Consider the following 23,128-nt stretch of genomic DNA (forward strand, 5'->3'; position numbering starts at 1 on the left):
CTAGCAGAATCCAATTTGTTATCCATGTCAGATAAAATCATACGCATTAAAGATATTGCCGAAAAAGCCAGGGTTTCTACCGGCACCGTAGATCGGGTCATTCATAACCGGGGTAATGTGGCAGTAGAGGTGCGTGAACGGGTGTTGCAGATAATTGAGGATCTTGATTATCAGCCAAACATGATCGCAAGAGCCCTGGGTGCTAACAAAATTCATACGCTTTCCGCTCTTATACCCGACCCATTCTTTGATTCCTATTGGCTGGCACCTAAGGTTGGAATAGAAAAGGCAGAAAAAGAGGTTGGCCAATATGGTATAAGAGTTCAAAAATTTCTCTTCAATTCATATCAACCTGAGTCATTTGTTCAAAAGGCTGTTGAGGTAACTGCTTCTAATCCTGCCGGAATACTGGTTGCCCCAATTTTTTATCGTGAAGCTTTACCATTCTTCGAGGAATGGAATAAGAAGAATATCCCCTTCATTTTATTTAATACGCAGATTGAAGACTACAGCCCACTTAGCTTTATCGGACAGGATTCCTATCAAAGCGGACTGTTAGCAGGAAAGTTGGTAAGCTACGGTCAGTCGGCTCCGTGTACAGTTTTGGTTGCACATTTTGATGAAGAAATTAGTAACTCGGCTCATCTTCAGAAAAAAGAGGAAGGCTTCCGGGATTATTTCAAAACAAACAATTTAACAAAAAAATTCAAGATCATAAGGGCCGAGTTGAGCACCGCAAACACCAGTTCCTTCAGAAAGCTTTTTATGGAACTAGTGAAGGATAATCCGGAGCTGGCGGCAATTTATGTTACTACCTCGAAAGCATATAAAATAGCTGAACTTTTAGAAACGGCACAAGTTGGTCATCTAAAATTAATTGGTTATGACCTTATTCCTCCTAATATAAAATATCTTAGAAAAGGCATTGTTAACTTTTTGATCAATCAAAATCCTGAAGGTCAGGGATACTGGGGAATTAGCCAGCTTACCGATCACCTGGTTTTTAAGAAGACAGTTTCTAAGGTCAAATTTCTGCCGCTGGATATTGTAACTAATGAAAATCTTGAATACTTTTCTTAATAGCGGATTAAATTACATTTTATGCCAACTATTTGGATAAATATATTTATTATTGTGTGCGCACACAGTCTGTGCCATTGTTATTAGTGCCTTTAATGCAGATATTCAATTAGCTCATTAATAAAACCTTAGCAAACATCGCCGGATAGCTTATGAAAATACTGCAGGTTCCTTACTTTTCTCTAAAAGACACACCTGCTTCATTAATGCAAGTCTCAAATTTTCTTGATCATAAAACAGGGGAGGACATCGCCATAGCTCCATGGAGAGAGTATAGTGACAAGCCAATAGTACGGTTTTCTATAGCCCATTCCGGTAATTCGATCTTCCTCAAATATTATGTTACTGAAAAAGAGGTAAGAGCTGTTTATACAAAAACAAATGAACCGGTTTACCGGGATAGCTGCGTCGAGTTTTTCATCGCACTTGAGGGTGACGATAGTTACTACAACTTTGAATTTAATAGCGAGGGTGTTTGCCTCGCAAGCTTTGGAACGGGGCGGGAAGACCGTAAAATGCTGCCCCTGGAAGTGATCCATCAGATAAAATACCTGAAAGCGGCACCTCAACTTTCCAAGGATCAAAAATATTATTGGGAACTATGCCTTATCTTACCAGTAGCGGTGTTTTGTTTCCATCACCTTACCAATGTTTATGGAAAAGTATTTAAAGCCAATTTCTATAAGTGTGGTGACGATCTCGCTGAAGCTCATTTCCTGGTTTGGAACAACATCGATTCTGAAGAACCTGATTTTCATCTTCCCCAATTCTTTGGCACTCTAATTTTCGACCAACATCAATCGTAAATATATAATCATGAAAAGAAACCACCTATTATTATTGATTTGTTTTCTCGCTCTCCATGCTGTTCGGACGAATGCTCAGGATATAACCCCCGTTTCCCAACGGAAGGTTTCGATAATCCCACAGCCGTTGCGGGTAACGGAGGCTGAAGGAAGTTTTGTAATCCAACCTGGAACACGTATTTACATTGATCCCAAAAATCCCGAGCTCAAGCGAATCGCTATAACGCTTGCTGAGCATGTAAAATCAGTGACAGGCTATTCCCTGAAGGTAAAAACAGGTTCGGCGGATTCTAAGAACTCAATACTATTAACATTAAAGGGTGCTCCTGATAGCCTTCTAACGGAAGGTTATTTGCTTCTGTCAGATCCGCAAAAAGTCGTTTTGAAGGCTAACACGGCCCAGGGTCTTTTTTATGGAATGCAAACGATCTACCAGCTCCTGCCGGTTAAAGGGTCAGCAGGTATAGCGCAAAATCAAGTTTCCATTCCCGCAGTGACTATAGCAGATAAGCCAAGGTACGGCTGGCGTGGAATGATGCTGGACGTAGGCAGGCATTTTTATCCCGTTGATTTTGTGAAGCAATTTATTGATTATCTGGCGATGCATAAAATGAATAGTTTTCACTGGCATTTAACAGAAGATCAGGGCTGGCGGATTGAGATCAAAAAATATCCAAACCTGACCAAAACAGGTGCCTGGCGTGAAGGTACTTTAATAGGTGCATACAGTAATAATCCGCAGTATGATTCGGTGCGCTACGGTGGTTTTTATACTCAGGCGCAAATTCGTGATGTAGTAGCTTATGCAAAAGACCGTTATATAAACGTAGTTCCAGAAATTGAAATGCCCGGCCATGCCGTAGCTGCTTTGGCATCCTACCCGGAACTATCGTGCACCGGAGGACCGTTTAAGGTCGGAAAAATCTGGGGTGTTTTGGACGATGTATACTGTGCAGGAAATGAAGAGACTTTCAAATTTCTGGAAAATGTGCTGTCAGAGGTTGTTGAACTATTCCCGAGCCCCATTATTCACATAGGCGGTGATGAAAGTCCAAAAGTACGCTGGAAAGCATGTCCTAAATGCCAGGCTCGTATAAAAGCAGAAGGTTTAAAGGATGAGCATGAGCTGCAGAGCTACTTTATCAAGCGGATCGAAAACTTTCTGTTAACTAAAAACAAGCGCATTATTGGATGGGATGAAATTTTGGAAGGCGGACTTGCACCAAAAGCAGCGGTTATGTCATGGCGGGGAACAGAAGGTGGTATTGCTGCTGCAAAACAGCATCATGAAGTAGTGATGAGCCCTAACTCGCATCTGTACTTCGATCATCTGCAGGGTAAGGCAAGTCAGGAACCTTTAGCTATCGGGGGGTACACTACGTTAGAGAAGGTCTATTCTTATGATCCAACACCTGAAGAATTAAGTGCAGAGGAATCAAAATATATCAAGGGTGTGCAAGCCAATTTATGGACTGAATACATTCCAACGCCACAGAAGGCTGAATATATGATGATGCCGAGAATGGCTGCGTTAGCCGAAGTTGCCTGGACACAGCCCGAACAAAAGGACTGGAATAACTTCAAATGGAGAATGGAAGATCAATATGCCCGTTATGCAGCAAAAGGAATAAATTACTCTAAAAGCGCCTACAATGTAAGACAAAACATTGTTATTGAGTCCGCCATGTCAAAGGCTACGGTTACTTTATCAACCGACTCTCACGATCCTCAAATTTTCTATACAATTGATGGATCTGAACCAACTTCGACCTCAAGGCAATATAAGAAACCGTTTGAAGTTCGCCGCAGTGCAACTATTAAAGCGGCAGCATTTAAGAACGGACAGCAAATCGGTAAAACGTCATCGCAACCTGTGGTTTTTGAAAAATAACCTAATCTTAATCTTTAACCTTATTTACTAGGCATAATGGCAAATACTTCCTTTTCAAGCTCCGGTGCAGCAAGAGCTGCAAATCAAAAAACAAGTCTTTATCCTATTATCATTATGGGGGTCTTGTTTTTTATCTTTGGTTTTGTAACCTGGCTGAATGGTACACTCATCCCATTTTTACAATTAGCGTGTGAGCTTACAACATCACAAGCTCTGCTGGTGACTTTTGCATTCTACATGGCTTACTTTTTCCTGGCAATTCCTTCCTCATATATTCTGAAGGCCACCGGGTTCAAAAATGGAATGTCGCTTGGGCTATTCATTATGGCTGTCGGGGCGTTGGTATTTATCCCGGCGGCTAACTCCAGAGAATTTGGGCTGTTCCTTACCGGACTGTTCATTCAGGGAATGGGTCTTGCATTATTGCAAACCGCTACCAATCCTTATATTTCTGTGTTGGGACCTATAGAAAGCGCTGCCCAACGGATCAGCATAATGGGAATTTGCAATAAAGTTGCCGGGGTGTTAAGTCCGCTTATTTTAAGCGCCCTAGTATTGAAAGGTGCTCAGGCCATAGAAGACCAGGTCCTTGTAATTACAGATCCGGCAGAAAAAGCTGTGCTGTTGGATGCACTAGCAAATCGGGTAATACTTCCGTACGTTATAATGGCTGCGGTACTGATCCTTTTAGCCGTTATGATACGTTTTTCTTCATTACCAGAGATTAACACCGATGAAGACCATATTGATGAAAGCGGCAATAAGGTAGCTTCTAAAGCAAACGTTTTCCAGTATCGCAATCTTACTCTCGGCGTTGTCTGCTTGTTCCTTTATGTTGGCGTTGAAGTGATGGCAGGTGATGTGATCGGCACCTATGGTAAATCTTTAGGAATGAGTCTTGATCAGACCAAGATTTTTACCTCTTATACCCTGGTATCCATGGTTGTTGGCTATATAATTGGAATAATTGCAATTCCAAAGTACATCAAGCAGGAAACTGCCTTAATGATTTGTGCCATGGTAGGCATAGCGTTTACTATTGCGGCCTTTTTTACTACCGGATTTGTTAGTGTCGCATTCATTGCCTTGTTGGGTCTTGCAAATTCATTGATGTGGCCAGCGATATTTCCAATGGCCATTAAAGGTTTAGGCAAATTTACCAAGATCGGATCAGCATTGCTGATTATGGGTATTGCTGGCGGAGCCATCCTGCCCCAGGTGTATGCTTATTTGGAAACTACAATGAGTCCTCAATCAGCCTTTTTCTGGAGCATGTTACCATGCTATGTGTACATTCTATATTATGCTGTTGCGGGGCATAAAGTTGCTCCAGTGGATGCCACAAGGATAAAGCCGGCTTTAAGTGTTACTGAATTAGGAGTTTAGTAAAGTTTTATAAATGAAGAGAAGAAGATTTATTCAAAGTGCAGGCTTATTAAGCGCAGGGCTTTTTATAGACCAATTATCCTTCGCTGCCTCTCCGGAATTTCCGGTTGTTAGGGTGGCTAAAGCTGCACGGAAGTTTCAGAGTAAGTCAGTTGATAAAGCAATAGCACAATTCAGATCTAAAGTAAAGGATCAAGAGCTTACATGGCTTTTCGAAAACTGTTTCCCTAATACGCTCGATACCACTGTTACTTTCAGTATGAAAAACGGTCGTCCGGATACGTATGTAATAACCGGCGACATTGATGCCATGTGGCTACGGGATAGCACTGCGCAGGTATGGCCCTATCTCAGCCTTGTCAAGTCAGATAAACCACTTCAGCAGCTGATAGCCGGAGTGATTAACCGGCAGACAAAATGCATTCTTAAAGATCCATATGCTAACGCATTCTACAACGATGAAAATAAGGTTGGCGAATGGAAGTCTGATCTTACTGAAATGAAACCGGGCATTCATGAACGGAAGTGGGAAATTGATTCATTATGTTATCCCATAAGGCTGGCATACCATTACTGGAAACTAACTGGCGATACTGCACCTTTTGATAGCAAATGGAAAGATGCCATTGCAAGCACTCTAAAGGTGTTTATAGAGCAACAGCGTAAAACGAACCAGGGGCCATATAAATTCCAGCGGACTACGGCATGGGCAACGGATGGAGTTCCACTTGCAGGCTATGGTTATCCTGTAAAGCCTGTGGGTCTTATCTGTTCTATTTTCAGGCCGAGTGACGATGCTGCAATTTTTCCGTTTCTAATTCCATCAAACTTATTTGCTGTAGTAAGCCTTAAGCAGGCTTCTATAATGATTAGGGAAATTTCCCGGGATGAAGAACTAGCGAGCGAATTGAGCGCATTGGCGCAAGAGGTAGATCAGGCCATAGCAAAGTACGGTATCATCAACCACCAGGATTTCGGTAAGGTATATGCTTTCGAGGTGAATGGTTACGGAAGTTTCAGTTTGATGGACGATGCTAACATTCCCAGTCTGCTATCTCTTCCTTATCTGGATGCTGTTCAGAACATAGACCCTGTTTATATAAATACTCGGAAACTGGTTCTTTCTCAGAATAACCCATTCTATTTTAAAGGAAAAGCCGCTGACGGCCTTGGAAGTCCTCATACCGGCTTAGACCTAATATGGCCCATCGGAATAACTACGCGTGGTTTAACCAGTAGTAATGACGAAGAAATAAAGTCGTGCATCCAAACTCTTAAGAATGTTCATGGAGGCACTGGTTTTATGCATGAATCCTTTCATAAAGACGATCCTAAAAAGTTTACCCGGGCATGGTTCGCGTGGGCTAATACTTTATTCGGGGAGTTTTTATGGAAAACCCTTCAGGAAAAACCTCACTGCTTGCAAAGCTGATTATTTTGGAGTGACTGATTAAATTTTAAGATGTTTTTAATTATTTATTATAATACCCTAATTTGATATGGCCCGTTTAAATCTGCTGGAAGAAACCCGCTTTGAGAAATTACCTGTAACCGTTTTTCCCGATCAGCACATTGCCGCCCGCCGGGTGGCCCGGCGCATTGCCGATCTGATCATTCGCAAACAAGCAGCCGGTGAAAATGCCGTGCTGGGCCTGGCTACCGGGGTCACGCCCATCGGGATGTACGAGGAATTGGTTCGCCTGCACCGCGAAGAAGGCTTAAGTTTTCGTAACGTGGTGACCTTCAACCTGGACGAATACTTTCCGATGCGGCCCAACTCGCCGCAGAGCTACGTGACCTTCATGAAGGAAAACCTGTTCAACCATATTGATATCGATATGGCCAACGTCCATATTCCGGACGGCACTTTGAAGCTGGAAGACATCCCGGCTTACTGCCTCGACTATGAAAAGAAGATCACTTCCTACGGAGGGCTGGATCTGCAGATCCTGGGGATTGGCCGTACCGGACACATCGGCTTTAACGAACCCGGCTCGGCGCCCAACTCGGGCACCCGCCTGGTGACCCTGGACGACCTGACCCGGCGGGATGCCTCGCGCGACTTTGGCGGTAAAGCCAACGTGCCGACCAAGGCCATCACCATGGGCATCGGCACCATTTTCAAGGCACGGCAGATCATCCTGATGGCCTGGAATGCCAAGAAAGCAACCATCATCAAAAAGGCAGTGGAAGGGGAGATCTCTTCGGACGTACCGGCCACCTACCTGCAGTTGTCGGAAAGCGTGGAGTTTGTGCTGGATCAGGATGCCGCTTCCGAACTGACGCGATTTGATACCCCATGGCTGGTCAAGGACTGCACCTGGACCGATCCGCTGATCAAAAAGGCGGTCATCTGGCTCTCCAATTACCTGAATAAGCCCATCCTGAAACTGACCGAAGAAGATTACAACAACCATGGCATGGCCGAACTGGCCACCGAGAAAGGTCCCGTTTACCAAATCAACATTCATATATTCAATAAGGTGCAGCACACCATCACCGGCTGGCCGGGCGGCAAGGCTCACGCCGACGATAGCCAGCGTCCTGAACGTGCCCTGCCGGATCACAAGCGGGTGATCATCTTTTCGCCGCACCCGGACGATGACGTCATCTCGATGGGGGGCACCTTTATTCGCCTGGTCGACCAGGGGCACGAAGTGCATGTGGCCTACCAGACCTCCGGCAATACGGCTGTCTGGGACGACGAGGTGTTACGCTTTGTCGAGTTCGTGACCGATTTCAGTGAGGCCATTGACCTGGACACCACCAAACTAAAAGAGCTGTACGCCGGCATGCGCTCCTTTATCGAAAGCAAGCAGCCCAACCAGATCGACACCAAAGAGATTCAAACGGTCAAGGGCCTGATCCGCAAGGGCGAAGCCATCAGCGGAGCCCGCTATGCCGGCCTGTGCGATGAGCGGATCCACTTCATGGCCCTGCCTTTTTACGAAAAAGGGAAAAGCCAGAAAAACCCGGTCAGCGAAACCGATATCCAGATGACGGTAGACCTGCTGCAAAAGGTCAAGCCCCACCAGATCTTTGCCGCGGGTGACTTTGCCGATCCCCATGGCACGCACAAGGTTTGTTTTGACATCATTCTGCAGGCCCTGGCGCGCTTAAAAGACGAGCCCTGGATTCAGGATTGCTGGCTGTGGATGTACCGCGGCGCCTGGCACGAATTCGAAACTCATGAAATCGAGATGGCCGTACCGCTCTCGCCGCAGGAGGTTGAACGCAAGCGCTTTGCCATCTTTAAACACCAGTCGCAGAAAGACCGGCCTGTGTTTCCGGGCGATGATGCCCGCGAGTTCTGGGTACGGGCCGAAGACCGGACACGCGAGACCGCCCGGGCTTATGACAAGCTCGGCATGGCCGAATATGAAGCAATGGAAGCTTTCGTGCGGTATAAGTTTTAAATAAAAACATTACCAGATTCACTTAACAAGTTGAAATTTTAGCGATAGTCTGTTGAAATTTATTTGTAAGCAGCCACATTAATAACAGAAAGCCTTCCGAAAAGAAGGCTTCTGTTGTTTAAGACTGTAGGCAAGGCAAGTTACGACCAGTAAACCGATACATCAACAGAGCCATCCAAAAAAACTACTCATAATAATGCAATGCGATCTGTAAATTTCTTCCTCACAATAAACCTTACATCTTTTACATCTAATTCCTTTGAAAATTCAATAATTTGAGTCCGATATATTGCTGCAACATGCCTGGATATACATTGTAAATGATGTTGGTTATCGCGATAATTAACGCCCACCCAAACGCATTCATTACAAGAGCTATAGCCATTATTAGAGAAAAAAATATAAACAGCAGAAAATGGAACTTCTCGAACATGTATGTTTGACCTACAAGTTTGCTAATGGCGAGTTGCTTACGGGAAACCAGTCTATATTCGGGGAACCTTTTCCTTACCAGCCGATTGATAATTTCACCGTTCTGAGTGAACTTATTAATCCAGTGTACACCCAGCTTTTTGTAGAAGCTGATTTTCTCGCTTAAATGAATTCTTCCAAAAAAAGCCCCAGGGAGAAGTACTGTTAGGAGGCTGATCGATAAATAAAGCAGCAAATAGGTTAGCTCAACAAACTTGTAGCAAAATATTGAAACCGGTAAAAAGTTCAGAATTGACCAAATAGTATTGGGTACTGTGTTATAAATGGCAACTGTTTGTTTCAAGTTCATGTGATACTCAATTCAAAGGATGCAATCTTTTTCAATTAGCTAAGGCAACCCAAATTTGGCTATTTCAATCCATAAATATTGAGTAAAGCGCTTTATTAACCACATGCTTACCGCAATCATAAACTTTAAAAGACATCTCAATTGGTAGCTATCGTTAATTAAACTAGCTAGTGGAAGAACAGAATTGTCCTGGGGTTGCATTTCTAGTCTCCGAATTGGCAGCTGCATCGGGTGATGGAAGTCATTTTAATCGGTGTATTTTTAGCATAACTTTAGCTTTTATGATAGTTAAATTTGCTACCGAAGTATTGGAAACGTTTCACCTCATATACCTCGCTTAGTAATTGTAGTACCCTGATCCTTTGCTATGAAAAAGGTTTACCTTCTCATATTCTTATTCTTACTTCAATTTTTTGTAACAGGCTGCAAAGGAAAAGGCAGCACTATTGCTGAAATTAAAAGGGATACAACCATAACTAAAAGCAATTCTTACTCTGAGCTCTTTCTGGACAGCATGGCGCTGGCGAATTACATTATGTCCGAACTCGCCGATGATGATAATGCATCTAGGCTAAGGAATTTTTACAACAGCAGGAACTATCAATACGCCTGGTTTAATAAAGCTGGACTGGCAGAGCAAGCCCGGGCATTCTGGAACCTTCAGCAAAATTATGTCTCATTTTCTAAAGACAGCTTGCTTTCAGATTCAAGTCTGTCAAAAATGGTCATGAAATTCATTGATGAAGATGTGCCTATTCATGAATCCGATACTCAACTAGTTAATACGGAACTCCAGCTAACCTTACACTTCTTTAAATACGTTGAACACGCTTATGCCGGAAGGGTTAATCCAGAAGAACTCCAATGGCATATACCAAGAAAAAAAGTTAATGAGATTGAACTGCTTGACTCGCTTATATCAAATAAAGGTCAACGTCTGGAGACTTGGGAGCCCTTAAATCGCCAATACGGACTATTAAGGGATAAGCTCAAAGACTATTATTCACTCGAACAAGCGGACCCTCAGCGGGAGATCCAACTAGCCAAAAATCAAATCCTTAAAATGGGAGATAGCTCTTCCTTTCTCCCGCCAATAAAGAAGAAACTAATTGCATTAAAGGATTACCAGTCTGAAGATACCACAAGTAAGTTTAATATTGAGTTTGCTATTGCGGTAAAGCAGTTTCAAAAGCGGCATGGGCTCAATCAACACGGCAACATTGATGCAGCTTTTATTGAGATGTGTAACATCCCAATCAATTTCAGGATAAAGCAAATGTTGATCAATATGGAAAGGATGCGATGGATGCCAAAGGAACGGCCCGGAAATTTTATTGTAGCCAACATTCCGGAGTTTCGATTACATGTATTTGAAGATTCCAAAAGGTTATTTAGTATGGATATTATTGTTGGGAAGGCCGCCAACCGGACGATTATTTTCAATGAGATGCTGAAACAAGTGGTCTTCTGTCCCTATTGGAATATCCCGCCAAGTATCGTGAAGAATGAAATACTGCCGGAAATTCGAAGAAATGGAAACTATTTGCAGTCAAAGAATATGGAGCAGATTGGCTTCAGCGGAGGGCTGCCGGTTATTCGTCAGAAACCCGGTGCAGGCAATTCATTAGGGAAGGTTAAATTCATCTTTCCCAATGCCTACAATATTTATTTTCACGATACGCCGACAAAATCGCTTTTTAAAGAACAGAGCCGAATGTTTAGCCACGGATGTATCCGCATATCGCAACCCGAAAAGCTAGCCATTTACCTTTTAAAAAACCAGCCTGAGTGGACTCCTGAAAATATCAGGAAAGCTATGAATGCATCTAAAGAAAAGTGGGTTAAACTAAAGGACCCTGTACCTGTAGTCATAACCTATTTCACCGCCTGGGTAGATAGAGACGGATTGCTAAATTTCAGAAATGATGTTTACGGGCACGACCAAAAGATGGCGGAGTTGTTATTTGCTGCAGACAAATAGCAAAGTAAACCATTCAGTAAAGGTCATCAAAACTTGGAGCGAAAAACGGGGTTCGAACCCGCGACCCCGACCTTGGGAAGGTCGTGCTCTACCAGCTGAGCTACTTTCGCTTTTTTTGTTATCATTAATTTACGGACAATTTGATAATTATACAATCTGGCGAAAATTTAGTGAGACCTTGATTTTTCATTAACTCAAATAGAAGACTCAGTTTTTTTATTCTCCCGTTGGTTGTCTTCAACTAAGCCATTAATTAATACATACCCGAAGAATTTTCAACGTAATGTCATATATGAAGTATAAAAGTACTTGAATACTTTTATTATCTATATCTTTGAAGCAGAAACAAAAAAACTAAAATATAAAATCATGGAAACAGTACAGGAAAACTTCATTGATGTAACGCTGATCGAACCTAAGCTAAAACACCCGACCATCTTTCAGGTGTTTGACAGTCTGGCCGGCGGAGAGAGCTTAACGATTCATAACGATCACGACCCGAAGCCGGTTTATTATCAGCTGCTGGGTGAACGCGGCGATATCTTTACCTGGCAGTATCTGCTGGAAGGACCCGAATGGTGGGATGTGCGGATCACTAAACGCGGTGAAGAAGATAAAGAAACCATTGGTGAAATAGCGGTAAAGGATCTGCGTAAAGCGGAAGTTTTCAAAAAATACGGTATTGATTTTTGCTGCGGTGGTAAGAAAACACTGAAGGAGGTATGTGCTGAGAAGAACATTGACGCCAGTAAGATTGAAACCGAACTTTTGCAGTTGAGTACCGAAGGAAAAGCAAGTAATATATCGTATAACGACTGGAATATCGACTTCCTGGCTGATTATATTGTAAACACCCATCACAGCTACGTGCGCAAATATTCCCCTGAGCTAAATGCTTATGCTATAAAAGTGGCACAGGTGCATGGGGCTCAGCATCCGGAGTTATTGGAAATTCGGACACTGGTGAATGAGATCGTAGAGGAGCTTGCCGACCACATGGAAGAGGAAGAAAAAGTATTATTTGCCTATGTGAAAAGAATCGTCTTTGCCAAAAACATGAATCAGCCTTTGGTAAAAGAAGAAAAAGATCTTGAAAGCCTGATTGAAGAGTTGGAAAAAGAGCACGATCATGTTGGACGCTGCCTTGACCAGATCAGAGTGTTGAGCAATGGCTATGCAATTCCATCCGATGCCTGCGCAAGTTATCAACTGCTCTTTAAAATGATCCAGGAATTTGAAGACGATCTGCATATCCATATTCACCTGGAAAATAATATCCTCTTTCCGAAAGCGGTGGCGATGGAAAAGGAGATTGACTGAGACTTGAGATCTTAGACTTGAGATTTGAGACACGAAACATTATATCTGAAAGGCTCAAACCTTCAAAATTGCATTGTGGCTGGTGCTTTCGCCAGCCACATTAGTAAACGCTGCTCGCCAGTTTCACGCCCAGGCCCATGGTCGGGGTTACATAAAAAATCAACATGTTCTTACTTTCACAATGTTTTCACCTTTTTTCGTCTGAGCAGGAACAACATAGTTATACCAATCTAATATGGACATTCCAGAAACAGACGTCAAAGAGAAAAGAGTAATCGTAGTAGGTGCCGGGTTTGCCGGATTAACATTAGCCCGGAAATTATCGGGGCAACACTTCCAGGTGGTCCTGCTTGATAAGAATAATTACCACCAGTTTCAGCCTTTACTCTACCAGGTGGCTACCGCCGGACTAGAGCCGAGCAGCATTAGCTTCCCCTTGCGAAAAGTATTTCAGGATCAGAAGAACATCTTCATCCGTGTAGCGGAGGTGAAAAAAGTACTGCCTGAAAGGAATGAGATCGAAACAAGTATTGGGCTCATCCCTTATGATTATCTCGTGCTGGCCAATGGCGCTGAGAGTAATTTCTTTGGCAATGATAACCTAAATCACCACGGCTATTCGATGAAATCGGTCTCTGAAGCTTTACTAATCCGGAATACGCTTTTGCAGAACTACGAGCACGCCCTGGTTACCAATAATGAAATCGACCGGGAGGCATTGCTGAACATTGTGATCGTTGGTGGCGGACCGACCGGGGTAGAACTGGCCGGTGCTATTGCAGAAATGAAGAATAAACTGCTGCCTAAAGATTATCCGGAGCTGAACTTCACATCCATGAAAATCTACCTGCTCGAAGCAGCAGCCGGTTTAATCAACAGCATGAGTTCGGCTTCAGCGACGCGGGTAAAAGGTTATCTGGAAGAGCTGGGGGTAGAGGTTTTAACCGGAACAGCAGTTAAGGACTATGATGGAGAAACAGTTTATTTAAGCGATGAATCGACCTTGAAAACACGCTGCCTGATATGGGCAGCCGGGGTAAAAGGTGCGGCTATGGAAGGAATTCCTGCAGCAGCTGTATTAGGCAATAAGCGGATCAGCGTAGACACTTACAACCGGGTCGCCGGAACAACAAATGTCTTCGCACTGGGAGACATTGCCTGTATGATGACCGACCAACAACCGAAGGGTCATCCGCAAGTAGCCCCGGTGGCAATGCAACAGGCAGCGCTGCTGGCCGGCAATTTAAAACGTCTGGTGAACCACCAGCCATTAAAGCCCTTTATTTATCAAGATAAAGGAAGCATGGCCACTGTGGGGAGGAATCTTGCGGTCGCTGAGATGGGAAAGATCAAGTTCCGGGGACTTACTGCCTGGCTCATCTGGATGTTAGTGCACCTCTTGTCGGTCATTGGCTTAAAGAACAGGCTCTTCATTCTGATCAATTGGGTTTGGCAATATATCACCTACGATCAGTCCCTTCGCCTAATTATCCGACCAACGGAGAAAAAGAAACGAGCCAACTCATCGGATGAAAATCAACTGGTAAGGGGTATTAAAAGCGGCTTCCCGATAAAGAAGGAAATGACGGTCGCAACAGGTACCACCATCTGATCATCCTGTAATTTTTCAATATTTACAAAAAATTTAAAACAATAGCATCATGAAAATTAAGATCACATTGACCGGTTTATTAGTTGTTTTGTTTCTGGCCTGTACCAGTGAGAAGAAACAAGGATCAACCGATATCGTTCAAACAGAGGCTGCCGATGCTCATTCAGATACCGGGGAAGCCCATGCCGTCGCACTAGCACTGAATAAGGGAAGTAAATGGCAGTCGGATGAAAGCACATGGGTGCACGCCGCTAACCTGAATGCCCTGGTTAACGAATTCCAGAATAAAAAAGATACAGACCTCGGATCATACCAGGTTTTTGCGGCAGATATGCAGGAAGAACTGGGCGGATTAGTCAAAGATTGCAAAATGAAAGGCGCTGATCATGACGCTTTACATTTATGGCTGGAGCCGATTATGAAAGATGTAAATGATCTGAAAAAAGCAGCCACAGCAGCAGAAGCAAAGCCAATAGCTGACGTGCTTAGCGCAAATGTTCAAAAGTTCAATCAATATTTTGCAAATGCTAATTAATTCACAGACAAAGATAGCGGCCCTGCTGAAGCACCATCCGGATGCATTGGAAGCTATTGTCACGCTGAGTCCGGATTTTAAGAAACTGCGCAATCCAATTTTGCGAAAGCTGATGGCGGGGCGTACCAGTATCTCTATGGCTTCTAAAATTGGTGGCTGCAAGCCTGAAGACTTTTTCGAGACACTAAAGCTTTACGGCTTTGAAGTGGATAGTGCTCCCGAACCCGACGAAGCAGCTCCCGATCATTTGCCTCTGCCGCAGTTCATCAAAGATGTTGAAGCCGGACATATTATAACATTGGATGTTCGTTCTATGCTTGCTGGCGGTGATGATCCGCTGAAGCTGATTCAGAAAACGGTGAAAGAGCTGCAGTCAGGGCAAATATTGAAGATCGTCAATACATTTGAGCCTACACCGCTGATTAAGCTTTTAGAAAAACAAGGCTTCCAATCCTATGTCGATGTGCTCGATAAAGACCTGGTGGAAACTTACTTCAGCAAAACAGATGCAGAGAGCGGTATAAAAGTAGAAGCGAGCTCGTCAGAGCATGATGACTGGGAACAGATCATCGGCCAGCATAGAAATAAGCTGCAGCAAATCGATGTCCGTCATCTAGAAATGCCCATGCCGATGATGACCATTCTGGAGTCTTTAGAGAAGTTGGCTCCCGATGCCGCTTTGTATGTACATCACAAACGGATCCCTGTTTTCCTGCTCACCGAACTGAAGGAAAGAAATTTCGACTACCGCATCAAGGAGATCAGTGAAGGGGAAGTATATTTGCTGATCTTTAAAAGCTAATGTTCCCATCCTCTGATACCGGATCACAGAAAACTACTTCTTACCAGGTAGTATTGCCATTTTACATCTATGGCGCCCTGTCCTTTTTACTTGCCTGCGTGTTGCTCCTGATCAATACCGGAGTGGTACACCAGCATTATTTTCAACCGCAAACTCTGGCTATCACTCACCTGATGGCCCTTGGCTGGGGCACCATGATCATCCTGGGTGCCAGTCATCAGTTGCTACCCGTTCTGATAGAAGGTAAGCTGGATAGTAATCTGCTGGCCTACCTATCCTTCATTTTTGCAGCCATTGGGATTCCGTTTCTGGTCACCGGTTTTTACCAGTTCAACACCGGCTGGGTGCTTCAAACGGGGGCAGTCCTGGTCAATTTGTCGGTCGTCTGCTATTTTCTGAATGTGGTCACCAGCATCATCGAAAGCAAGCGGAATGATGTGCATGCCTGGTTTATCGCCACTGCCTCCCTGTGGCTGTTCGTAACCGTTTTCTTTGGCTTACTGCTGGTATTCAATTTCAGCCGTTCGCTGTTGCCGGATAATTCCATGGAATACCTGTCGCTGCACGCACACATGGGCCTGGCGGGATGGTTCCTGCTCCTGGTGATCGGTGTAGCGTCAAGGCTTATCCCTATGTTCCTGATCTCCAAATATACCAGCAAAGCCACGCTGTGGTGGGTTTACGCGCTGATCAATGGAGCCCTATTGGGATTTATCGTGTTGAAGACCTTAAAGGCTTATTCTCAATTCTACTATACTCCGTTTTTGCTGGTACTGATCGCCCTCCTGTTGTTCGGGCGGCTTTGTTATACAGCCTATCGTTTACGGATCCGCAAACAGGTAGACGAGCAAATGAAGGTTTCCTTGCTGTCTGTCGCCCTATTGTTCCTGCCATTGATCGCCTTGCTGGCAGTCATTTATTTCATCTCTATAGATGAACGGGCGAACATCGTGCTGTTGTACGGCTTTTGTATTTTCTTCGGCTGGATCACGGCCATCATTTTCGGTATGACCTTTAAGACCCTACCCTTTATCGTCTGGAATAAAGTGTATCGTAGCCGGGCCGGCGGTAAAACACCGGCCCCGAAAGAGTTATTCAGTGAGCGGCTTTTTCAAATCATGGCGCTCCTTTATCTGCTGGGCTTTCTTCTATTCCTGGCCGGGATTATTATACTGAATGATATTTTATTAAAAAGCGGGGCGGCCTCTTTGCTTGCTTCCGCTGTGTTTTATGTTTGGAACGTGGCTAAAACCCTGTTTCATCAACCAAAGAAGTAATGGAAATAATAACAAATGATCACATACAGTGTAATCAGGCGCTGGTAGGTTTGTACGAAGTGTACGACCCGGAGATCGGTCTGAATGTAGTGGACCTGGGTTTGATCTATGGGATCAACTTCAATGAAGATCGAAAAGAAATTGATATCGTCATGACGCTGACTACGCAGTTTTGCCCTATGGGTGAAAGTATTCAGAGTGACGTGAAACAATCCGTCAGTTCCGCATTCAGTGATTATGCGGTGAACATTACCCTAACGTTTGACCCCGCCTGGAGTCACGAATTTCTTTCGCCTGAAGGCGAGGCTTTTTTAAACGGATAAGCGGATGTTGAGTTTTACCTGTAAAACAGCCATCAAAGCGGTGATCTACCTGTCTTCCCGAAGTGCGCTGGGCGAGAAGGCTGGGATCAAAGAAACGGCTGAGCATATCAATGCAAGCGAGCACACTGTGGGCAAGATCCTGCAGACACTGGCCCGGCAAGGGCTAATTAACAGTATGAAGGGACCATCAGGAGGATTTTATATCAATGAACAGCAGCAGGAACAGCCAATCATTGGCATTGTTGAGACCATAGACGGTAAGCAGATCTTCAAGGAATGCGGCCTGGGTTTAAGTCAGTGCAACGCGCTGCATCCCTGCCCGATCCATGATGAGTATAAAGTGGCCCGCGATCTGATTGAAAACCTGTTCCGGGTAAAGAAAGTGAGGCACCTTACCGATCCGGTCACTCATGGCTTAGCTTACCTGATCGGGTAGAGGCAGGCTTGAGCGACTTTCCCGCAGGCTTGGGCCGCTAAACGACGCAGATCTGTTCTAATATTTCTGGGACTAATCTATCGGGTCGCCCCGATCACCATCAATCTTCCGAAACACTTCAAAACAAATCTCCGAATAGCTACCGACTCTGTACGGCGTAACCGTGCACAGGATTCTTCTCCAAAACGTATGTTTTTTCATAGAGGACAATACGGCCAGGCTTTCAGCCTGTTATGTACTATGGTGGAGCCTTTTACATGTAAAGAATATCATTACCATTAATACACTATGTGTAAACAGGGTGATAACCATATCGGCATATGCTGAGCATACTGTTATCATACTGTTATCACGCTGTTAACACCCTGTTATCTCGAAGACAAAACATCGTCATTTCCGACGAATAGTTTATGTCGTTTTGCGCGGTTGGATTGTCGAAATTATACACTAAGCTCTTTTCTGGCTGTTTGTTTAGCATGATTATTTTGGCTTTGACAGCCGCTTTATAATTACTCTCATTTAATTATATGACCAAGGTCACGCGGCCACTGCTTACGAACTCCTTTATTTGATTAGAAATTAAATTAAGAGTTTGAAATACATCATCATTGGAGCCGTAGCCGGTGGCGCAAGTACAGCAGCCCGCTTAAGGCGTTTAGACGAACATGCAGAAATCGTGATCTTTGAAAGAGGTCAGTACATATCATACGCGAATTGCGGGTTACCCTATTATATTGGTGACGTGATTAAAGACCGGAATAAGTTATTTGTTCAAACTGCGTCTTCGTTCGCGACACGGTTTCAGATTGACGTGCGGGTACGATCAGAGGTTACGGCTGTTGATGCTGCGGCCAAAACTATTACAGTAGTAAACCTGAGAACAGGCGACGAGTACTATGAAAGTTACGACAAGCTCGTTCTTTCACCCGGAGCTAATCCGATCGTTCCTCCCTTCCCAGGTATAGAATTGGATGGGATTTTCACGATCCGGAATGTTGGGGATACCGATTATATCAAGGCGTATGTCAATAAGCTTTCCGTGCGGAAGGCCGTGGTGATTGGGGCTGGATTTATAGGTCTTGAAATGGCCGAAAATCTGAGTAATTTGGGTTTAGAGGTCAGCGTGGTTGAACTGGGAAACCAGGTACTGGCGCCGGTAGATTATCCTATTGCTGCCATCGCTCAGCAGCACTTACGCGAAAAGGGTATCAACCTTTATTTAAACACTAAGGTAGAAGGTTTTGTTAAGGATGGTGTGCAGTTAAGCGTAGCCATTGAAGACGGGGAATCAATACAGGCGGATATCGTTATTTTGTCTATTGGCGTTAAACCTGATACGTTTTTAGCCGAAACAGCAGGCCTGGATTTGGGTGTTGCAAAGGGGATTTGGGTGAATGAATATCTGCAAACGTCTGATCCGGATATCTACGCGGTGGGGGATGCGATAGAATTTAAGAACCCTATTTCCGGTATTTCGATGCCTGCATATTTGGCTGGTCCGGCTAATAAGCAGGGGCGGATTTGTGCTACTAACCTGGTTTTCGGCAATAAACAATCCTATCAGGGATCTATAAATACGGCAATACTTAAGCTTTTTGATTTAAATATTGGCGTCACCGGCATGGCGGCAAAGCATTTGAAAAAGAACGGCATTGATCATATCGTTTCTACAATTCACGGGACCTCACATGCCGGCTACTATCCAGGCGCACAATTAATGACTATCCAGATCGCTTTCACTCCTGAAACCGGACGATTATTAGGCGCCCAGGTGATCGGGCAGGATGGAGTAGATAAAAGGCTTGATATTCTGGCAGCTGTAATTAAAAACAAAGGAACGATCTATGACCTGGAGGAAATTGAGCACGCTTATGCGCCACCCTTTTCATCGGCAAAAGATCCGGTGAATATGGCAGGCTTTGTTGCGGAAAACATCCTGCTGGGTCGTTTAAAAGTGGTGCAATGTTCAGATCTTGCCGCCATTGATGATGATGATGTTTTGCTTGATGTAAGAACTGAAGCAGAGTACCAGGAGGGAACAATGCCCGGAGCGGTTAATATTCCGCTGGATGAATTGCGCGACCGGATTGATGAAATACCTGAGAAAAAAACCATCTATATTTTTTGTCAGCAAGGTATGCGCGGTTATTTGGCCCAACGGATTCTTGTTCAAAGTTTGGAAAACAAGGTCGTTAATGTGTCAGGTGGTTATTTGCTGTGGAAGAGCTACTGTAGAGAAAAGATGCTAGCGGAGAGCGTGATGGTTTGTGCGTAATTTGAGGGTCCACATTTAATTGAGCAATGAATATGGTTATTATTGCCGTATTTTTGAAATATTACCAGATTGCTTTTAATGACATTAAAACACACTCCTTCCCAGGAAGAAAAAGCTGTACTTCACCCAAGAAATCTACATCGGTTCAGATATGATTTTGAAAAACTTATTCAAAGTTCTCCTGAACTAGCTGAATTTGTATCAATTAACAATTTCAACGATCAGTCTGTCGATTTTAATGATCCAGCAGCTGTAAAAGCGCTTAACCGTGCTCTGTTGAAGCATTTCTATCATATAGATTTCTGGGATGTCCCGGTTGGTTATTTATGCCCTCCAATTCCAGGAAGAGCCGATTATATTCATTATGCGGCGGATCTGCTTGCTTCGCTTAACGGTGGTGTAATCCCACGTGGTAAAAGTGTTAAAATTCTGGACATAGGCGTGGGTGCTAATTGTGTTTATCCCATTATTGGTTTTAAAGAATATGGTTGGAATTTCGTTGGTTCAGATATAGATCATCTTGCCGTACGCTCTGCGAAAAATATAATTGAAGCCAATGGATTATCAAAAGCTATTGAGGTGAGAAAGCAACTTTCTGCAAGTAACATATTCGACGGAATAATTAAACAGGGCGAGAAATTTCACCTGAGTGTTTGTAATCCGCCCTTCCACTCCTCTGCTTCAGCTGCGGAAGCTGGGACTCAGCGTAAGTGGAAGAACCTTGGTCAAAAAGGTAAAACGGAGGATGTATTGAATTTTGGCGGCCAGCAGAACGAGCTTTCCTGTGAAGGGGGAGAAGAAGGTTTTTTGAAACGGATGATTCTCGAAAGTCAACAATATGCTAACAGTTGCAACTGGTTCTCTACGTTGGTTTCAAAAAGGAGTACATTGGATGCAGCTTATCACCAGCTTAAAAGTGCAGGTGCATCAGATGTGCGCACTATAGATATGGCACAAGGTCAGAAGGTGAGCAGAATATTAGCCTGGACGTTCTTCAGGGGTGATAACGCTATTTAATTGGAATAATACTAATTGCTTTAAGCCAGTTTTCTACTCTTTCTATCCATTTATCAGGTGTGGTTTGATTGTGAACACCAAATCCATGTCCCCCTTTTGGATAGATATGCATTTCGGCTGGGACGTTATGCTTCAAAAGAGCTTCATAGAATTTGATGGTGTTACCGACCTTTACAGATTGGTCATCCCCGGCATGAATGAGAAGGGTTTGAGGTGTTTTATCCGATACCTGAAGCTCATTTGAGAAAAGATTGCTAAGTTCTTCCGTTGGATTTGATCCGATTAAATTATCACGTGAGCCTTTATGCATCAATTCCTTAGTGAAGCTAATCACAGGATAAACCAATATCATATAATCTGGACGCAAATTAGTCCGCTCTTTATTTTCTATAACCGCTTTGCTGAAGTGTGTTCCGGCCGTTGAAGCAAGATGGCCGCCTGCGGAAAATCCAATGATACCAACTTTAGACGAATCAATCCCCCATTCTCTCGCTCTCATCCTGACGGTTTTAATTGCCTGTTGCGCATCCTGCAAGGGACCAATGCTCATGTCAACCATTGTTTTGGCTGAAGGCAACCGATATTTCAGGATAAAAGCTGCAACTCCCATTTTGTTAAATGCCGATGCAATGTTAGTTCCCTCATGGGTATAGGCAACTATACCATAACCGCCTCCAGGTATGATGATTACAGCAGCTCCTGTAGCTTTTCCGTTTTCAGGAAGATGAATCTCCAGCGTTGGTTGGGTAATCTTGCTATACCTGATTTGATTAGCGTTATCGACGTCCGTAATTTCCTGTTCAGCACTTTTAATAGCATTTGGGACTTGTTCTGGCGGATAAAGAGAAATTATATTCTGCGCATTCACATTCATCGATATTGAAAAAAATATTACAGCTATTACTAATTTGCACATGGTTCACACTTTCGAACAAAATACGAAATCTATTTCAAGTCAGTTATTGATTCAGTATATTGGTTATAGATATTCTGCAACAGGTAATTGATGGCTCTCTAACGTCCACTCTAACAACTTGAGCTTGTTGTGTCTCATATAAATCGAAAGTCAGAAATAAAGTATTAGATCTAGGTATACGGTATCAATCGTGATTTGCTATGACTCCATTCAGAACTAAAGCAGCTATTACTTTCGTAGGTTTGCTCTTGCTTTTGTCTTGTCAGAAAGAAGCCAGTGATTCAGACCCCATCACTACGAAGGTTAATGTATTTTTTATTTCTACATATGCTGGTTCTTTTTTACAGGGAAATCAGGATGGCCCAGCTTTACAGGCATCTTTCAAATCACCTTTTGGCATTGCCGCCACTTCTGAGGGCACTTTATTTTTAACCGATAATGGAAATGGCAACATTCGTAAGATCTCTCCTGAAGGCTTGGTTGAAACCGTGACACCTATAGGATCCCTAAATGCTCCATCGGGTATAGAAATCGGGCCCGCCGGAATGCTTTATGTTTGTGAATCACTAAATAACCGCATTGTTAAAGTCACGCCCGAAGGTCTAATAAGCGAACTTGAGGTTTTTGAAGTAAACACGGATGGTACTCATGTAAAAGCAAGGTTTAATTCTCCTAACGGTATTGCATTAGCTCCTGATGGGAGTTTATATATCGCTGATACTTTCAATCATGAGATCAGGAAAATAAGTCCGAAGGGGCGTGTTACATTAGTAGCAGGAGGCCACGCAGGATATAAAGATGGTAAATGTGCTGAGGCCAGATTCAACCTCCCATTTGGTGTGACACTTGATAAAGACGGCTCCTTGTATGTTTCAGATTATGGCAATCATTCTATCCGAAAGATAAATGCGAATCTAATAGTAAGTACCGTTGCAGGCACAAACGCGGAAGGGAACGACGATGCAGTAAAGGCATCGGATGCACGATTTAGATTTCCAACAAATTTAACGATTGCAGAAGATGGCACTATCTACATAGCTGATTATTATAATTCTCGGATCAGGTCTATTCTTACAACAGGCGAGGTAACTACAGTTGCAGGAACAGATAACGGTTTTTTAGATGGAGTTGGAATAACTGCAAAGCTTTTCAATCCAGTATCGTTAGTAATCCATAAAAATGTATTGTATATAACGGACAGCAAAAATGGTCGGATAAGAAAAATTCCTTTAGGATAATTTCTCAAAAAAATGAAGTAGATAGTGTAAACTTCT

General features: G+C 43.6%; 19 protein-coding genes and 1 tRNA gene. 17 read left to right on the plus strand and 3 right to left on the minus strand.

All coding sequences use genetic code 11. The features are described from left to right. The first annotated feature begins 24 nt into the window (after positions 1-24). The 6 genes from AC1MCB_RS00840 (at position 25) to nagB (ending at position 8,579) form a co-directional block, all read left to right on the plus strand. On the plus strand, positions 25-1,080 hold the full coding sequence (locus AC1MCB_RS00840; protein WP_479966851.1) for a substrate-binding domain-containing protein: 1,056 nt from the start codon (positions 25-27) through the stop codon (positions 1,078-1,080). A gap of 152 nt (positions 1,081-1,232) precedes the next feature. Next, positions 1,233-1,886: a carbohydrate-binding family 9-like protein gene (locus AC1MCB_RS00845; RefSeq protein ID WP_479966852.1), complete on the plus strand. Its 654-nt coding sequence runs from the start codon at positions 1,233-1,235 to the stop codon at positions 1,884-1,886. Positions 1,887-1,896: 10 nt separating this feature from the next. Next, positions 1,897-3,777 (plus strand): beta-N-acetylhexosaminidase, encoded by a 1,881-nt coding sequence (locus tag AC1MCB_RS00850; RefSeq protein ID WP_479966853.1) that lies wholly within the window; start codon positions 1,897-1,899, stop codon positions 3,775-3,777. 36 nt (positions 3,778-3,813) lie between these two features. Beyond that, a complete protein-coding gene (locus AC1MCB_RS00855) occupies positions 3,814-5,163 on the plus strand; it encodes a sugar MFS transporter (RefSeq protein ID WP_479966854.1) in 1,350 nt (449 codons plus the stop codon). A 13-nt stretch (positions 5,164-5,176) separates the two neighbouring features. Next, positions 5,177-6,595: a glycoside hydrolase family 125 protein gene (locus AC1MCB_RS00860; RefSeq protein ID WP_479966855.1), complete on the plus strand. Its 1,419-nt coding sequence runs from the start codon at positions 5,177-5,179 to the stop codon at positions 6,593-6,595. Positions 6,596-6,662: 67 nt separating this feature from the next. Beyond that, positions 6,663-8,579 carry a glucosamine-6-phosphate deaminase gene (gene nagB, locus AC1MCB_RS00865; protein ID WP_479966856.1) on the plus strand — a complete coding sequence of 639 codons (1,917 nt, stop codon included), beginning with the start codon at positions 6,663-6,665 and terminating at the stop codon, positions 8,577-8,579. A 250-nt stretch (positions 8,580-8,829) separates the two neighbouring features. Here nagB and AC1MCB_RS00870 read toward each other — a convergent pair whose 3' ends face one another. Then, a complete protein-coding gene (locus AC1MCB_RS00870) occupies positions 8,830-9,360 on the minus strand; it encodes a glycosyl-4,4'-diaponeurosporenoate acyltransferase CrtO family protein (protein WP_479966857.1) in 531 nt (176 codons plus the stop codon). A 367-nt stretch (positions 9,361-9,727) separates the two neighbouring features. Between AC1MCB_RS00870 and AC1MCB_RS00875 the strand changes: the two genes are divergently transcribed. Beyond that, entirely contained in the window at positions 9,728-11,341 is a 1,614-nt protein-coding gene (locus AC1MCB_RS00875) for a L,D-transpeptidase family protein (RefSeq protein WP_479966858.1), read from the plus strand. A gap of 34 nt (positions 11,342-11,375) precedes the next feature. Here AC1MCB_RS00875 and AC1MCB_RS00880 read toward each other — a convergent pair. Then, positions 11,376-11,451: transfer RNA gene (locus AC1MCB_RS00880), tRNA-Gly, on the minus strand. 259 nt (positions 11,452-11,710) lie between these two features. Here AC1MCB_RS00880 and ric point away from each other — a divergent pair. From ric to rlmF, 9 genes are all read left to right on the plus strand, one after another. Further along, the gene (gene ric, locus AC1MCB_RS00885) at positions 11,711-12,661 is read left to right on the plus strand and encodes an iron-sulfur cluster repair di-iron protein (RefSeq protein ID WP_479966859.1); all 951 of its coding nucleotides are present in this window, start codon (positions 11,711-11,713) and stop codon (positions 12,659-12,661) included. Positions 12,662-12,896: 235 nt separating this feature from the next. Next, positions 12,897-14,273, plus strand: coding sequence for an NAD(P)/FAD-dependent oxidoreductase (locus AC1MCB_RS00890; RefSeq protein WP_479966860.1), 1,377 nt, complete (start codon positions 12,897-12,899; stop codon positions 14,271-14,273). 49 nt (positions 14,274-14,322) lie between these two features. Further along, positions 14,323-14,808 carry a hypothetical protein gene (locus tag AC1MCB_RS00895; protein WP_479966861.1) on the plus strand — a complete coding sequence of 162 codons (486 nt, stop codon included), beginning with the start codon at positions 14,323-14,325 and terminating at the stop codon, positions 14,806-14,808. Beyond that, a complete protein-coding gene (locus AC1MCB_RS00900; protein ID WP_479966862.1) occupies positions 14,798-15,610 on the plus strand; it encodes a DUF2249 domain-containing protein in 813 nt (270 codons plus the stop codon). The genes AC1MCB_RS00895 and AC1MCB_RS00900 overlap by 11 nt, the downstream gene beginning before the upstream one ends. Further along, positions 15,610-16,887 carry a cytochrome C oxidase subunit I gene (locus AC1MCB_RS00905; protein ID WP_479966863.1) on the plus strand — a complete coding sequence of 426 codons (1,278 nt, stop codon included), beginning with the start codon at positions 15,610-15,612 and terminating at the stop codon, positions 16,885-16,887. Before AC1MCB_RS00900 ends, AC1MCB_RS00905 begins: the two co-directional genes overlap by 1 nt. Next, a complete protein-coding gene (locus tag AC1MCB_RS00910) occupies positions 16,887-17,210 on the plus strand; it encodes a metal-sulfur cluster assembly factor (protein ID WP_479966864.1) in 324 nt (107 codons plus the stop codon). The genes AC1MCB_RS00905 and AC1MCB_RS00910 overlap by 1 nt, the downstream gene beginning before the upstream one ends. A 4-nt stretch (positions 17,211-17,214) precedes the next feature. Beyond that, positions 17,215-17,646, plus strand: coding sequence for an RrF2 family transcriptional regulator (locus AC1MCB_RS00915; protein WP_479966865.1), 432 nt, complete (start codon positions 17,215-17,217; stop codon positions 17,644-17,646). 592 nt (positions 17,647-18,238) lie between these two features. Beyond that, complete coding sequence (locus tag AC1MCB_RS00920) at positions 18,239-19,921, plus strand: FAD-dependent oxidoreductase (protein ID WP_479966866.1); 1,683 nt, start codon at positions 18,239-18,241, stop codon at positions 19,919-19,921. 78 nt (positions 19,922-19,999) lie between these two features. Continuing rightward, entirely contained in the window at positions 20,000-20,938 is a 939-nt protein-coding gene (gene rlmF / locus AC1MCB_RS00925) for a 23S rRNA (adenine(1618)-N(6))-methyltransferase RlmF (RefSeq protein ID WP_479966867.1), read from the plus strand. On the opposite strand, the gene AC1MCB_RS00930 is transcribed toward rlmF, so the two are convergent. Beyond that, entirely contained in the window at positions 20,931-21,854 is a 924-nt protein-coding gene (locus AC1MCB_RS00930) for an alpha/beta hydrolase (RefSeq protein WP_479966868.1), read from the minus strand. The two genes, rlmF and AC1MCB_RS00930, sit on opposite strands and share 8 nt — an antisense overlap. A gap of 200 nt (positions 21,855-22,054) precedes the next feature. Here AC1MCB_RS00930 and AC1MCB_RS00935 point away from each other — a divergent pair, with 200 nt between their 5' ends. Then, positions 22,055-23,092, plus strand: a complete 1,038-nt coding sequence (locus tag AC1MCB_RS00935) for a virginiamycin B lyase family protein (RefSeq protein WP_479966869.1) — start codon at positions 22,055-22,057, stop codon at positions 23,090-23,092. Positions 23,093-23,128: the final 36 nt, after the last annotated feature.

The sequence above is a fragment of the Daejeonella sp. AP26 genome (assembly GCF_056680515.1).

Excerpts from the sequence above, each read along its gene's own strand:
- AC1MCB_RS00840 (WP_479966851.1), top strand. The coding sequence starts at position 25 with ATGTCAGATAAAATCATACGCATTAAAGATATTGCCGAAAAAGCCAGG.
- AC1MCB_RS00845 (WP_479966852.1), top strand. The coding sequence starts at position 1,233 with ATGAAAATACTGCAGGTTCCTTACTTTTCTCTAAAAGACACACCTGCT.
- AC1MCB_RS00850 (WP_479966853.1), top strand. The coding sequence starts at position 1,897 with ATGAAAAGAAACCACCTATTATTATTGATTTGTTTTCTCGCTCTCCAT.
- AC1MCB_RS00855 (WP_479966854.1), top strand. The coding sequence starts at position 3,814 with ATGGCAAATACTTCCTTTTCAAGCTCCGGTGCAGCAAGAGCTGCAAAT.
- AC1MCB_RS00860 (WP_479966855.1), top strand. The coding sequence starts at position 5,177 with ATGAAGAGAAGAAGATTTATTCAAAGTGCAGGCTTATTAAGCGCAGGG.
- nagB (WP_479966856.1), top strand. The coding sequence starts at position 6,663 with ATGGCCCGTTTAAATCTGCTGGAAGAAACCCGCTTTGAGAAATTACCT.
- AC1MCB_RS00870 (WP_479966857.1), bottom strand. The coding sequence starts at position 9,360 with ATGAACTTGAAACAAACAGTTGCCATTTATAACACAGTACCCAATACT.
- AC1MCB_RS00875 (WP_479966858.1), top strand. The coding sequence starts at position 9,728 with ATGAAAAAGGTTTACCTTCTCATATTCTTATTCTTACTTCAATTTTTT.
- ric (WP_479966859.1), top strand. The coding sequence starts at position 11,711 with ATGGAAACAGTACAGGAAAACTTCATTGATGTAACGCTGATCGAACCT.
- AC1MCB_RS00890 (WP_479966860.1), top strand. The coding sequence starts at position 12,897 with ATGGACATTCCAGAAACAGACGTCAAAGAGAAAAGAGTAATCGTAGTA.
- AC1MCB_RS00895 (WP_479966861.1), top strand. The coding sequence starts at position 14,323 with ATGAAAATTAAGATCACATTGACCGGTTTATTAGTTGTTTTGTTTCTG.
- AC1MCB_RS00900 (WP_479966862.1), top strand. The coding sequence starts at position 14,798 with ATGCTAATTAATTCACAGACAAAGATAGCGGCCCTGCTGAAGCACCAT.
- AC1MCB_RS00905 (WP_479966863.1), top strand. The coding sequence starts at position 15,610 with ATGTTCCCATCCTCTGATACCGGATCACAGAAAACTACTTCTTACCAG.
- AC1MCB_RS00910 (WP_479966864.1), top strand. The coding sequence starts at position 16,887 with ATGGAAATAATAACAAATGATCACATACAGTGTAATCAGGCGCTGGTA.
- AC1MCB_RS00915 (WP_479966865.1), top strand. The coding sequence starts at position 17,215 with ATGTTGAGTTTTACCTGTAAAACAGCCATCAAAGCGGTGATCTACCTG.
- rlmF (WP_479966867.1), top strand. The coding sequence starts at position 20,000 with ATGACATTAAAACACACTCCTTCCCAGGAAGAAAAAGCTGTACTTCAC.
- AC1MCB_RS00930 (WP_479966868.1), bottom strand. The coding sequence starts at position 21,854 with ATGTGCAAATTAGTAATAGCTGTAATATTTTTTTCAATATCGATGAAT.
- AC1MCB_RS00935 (WP_479966869.1), top strand. The coding sequence starts at position 22,055 with ATGACTCCATTCAGAACTAAAGCAGCTATTACTTTCGTAGGTTTGCTC.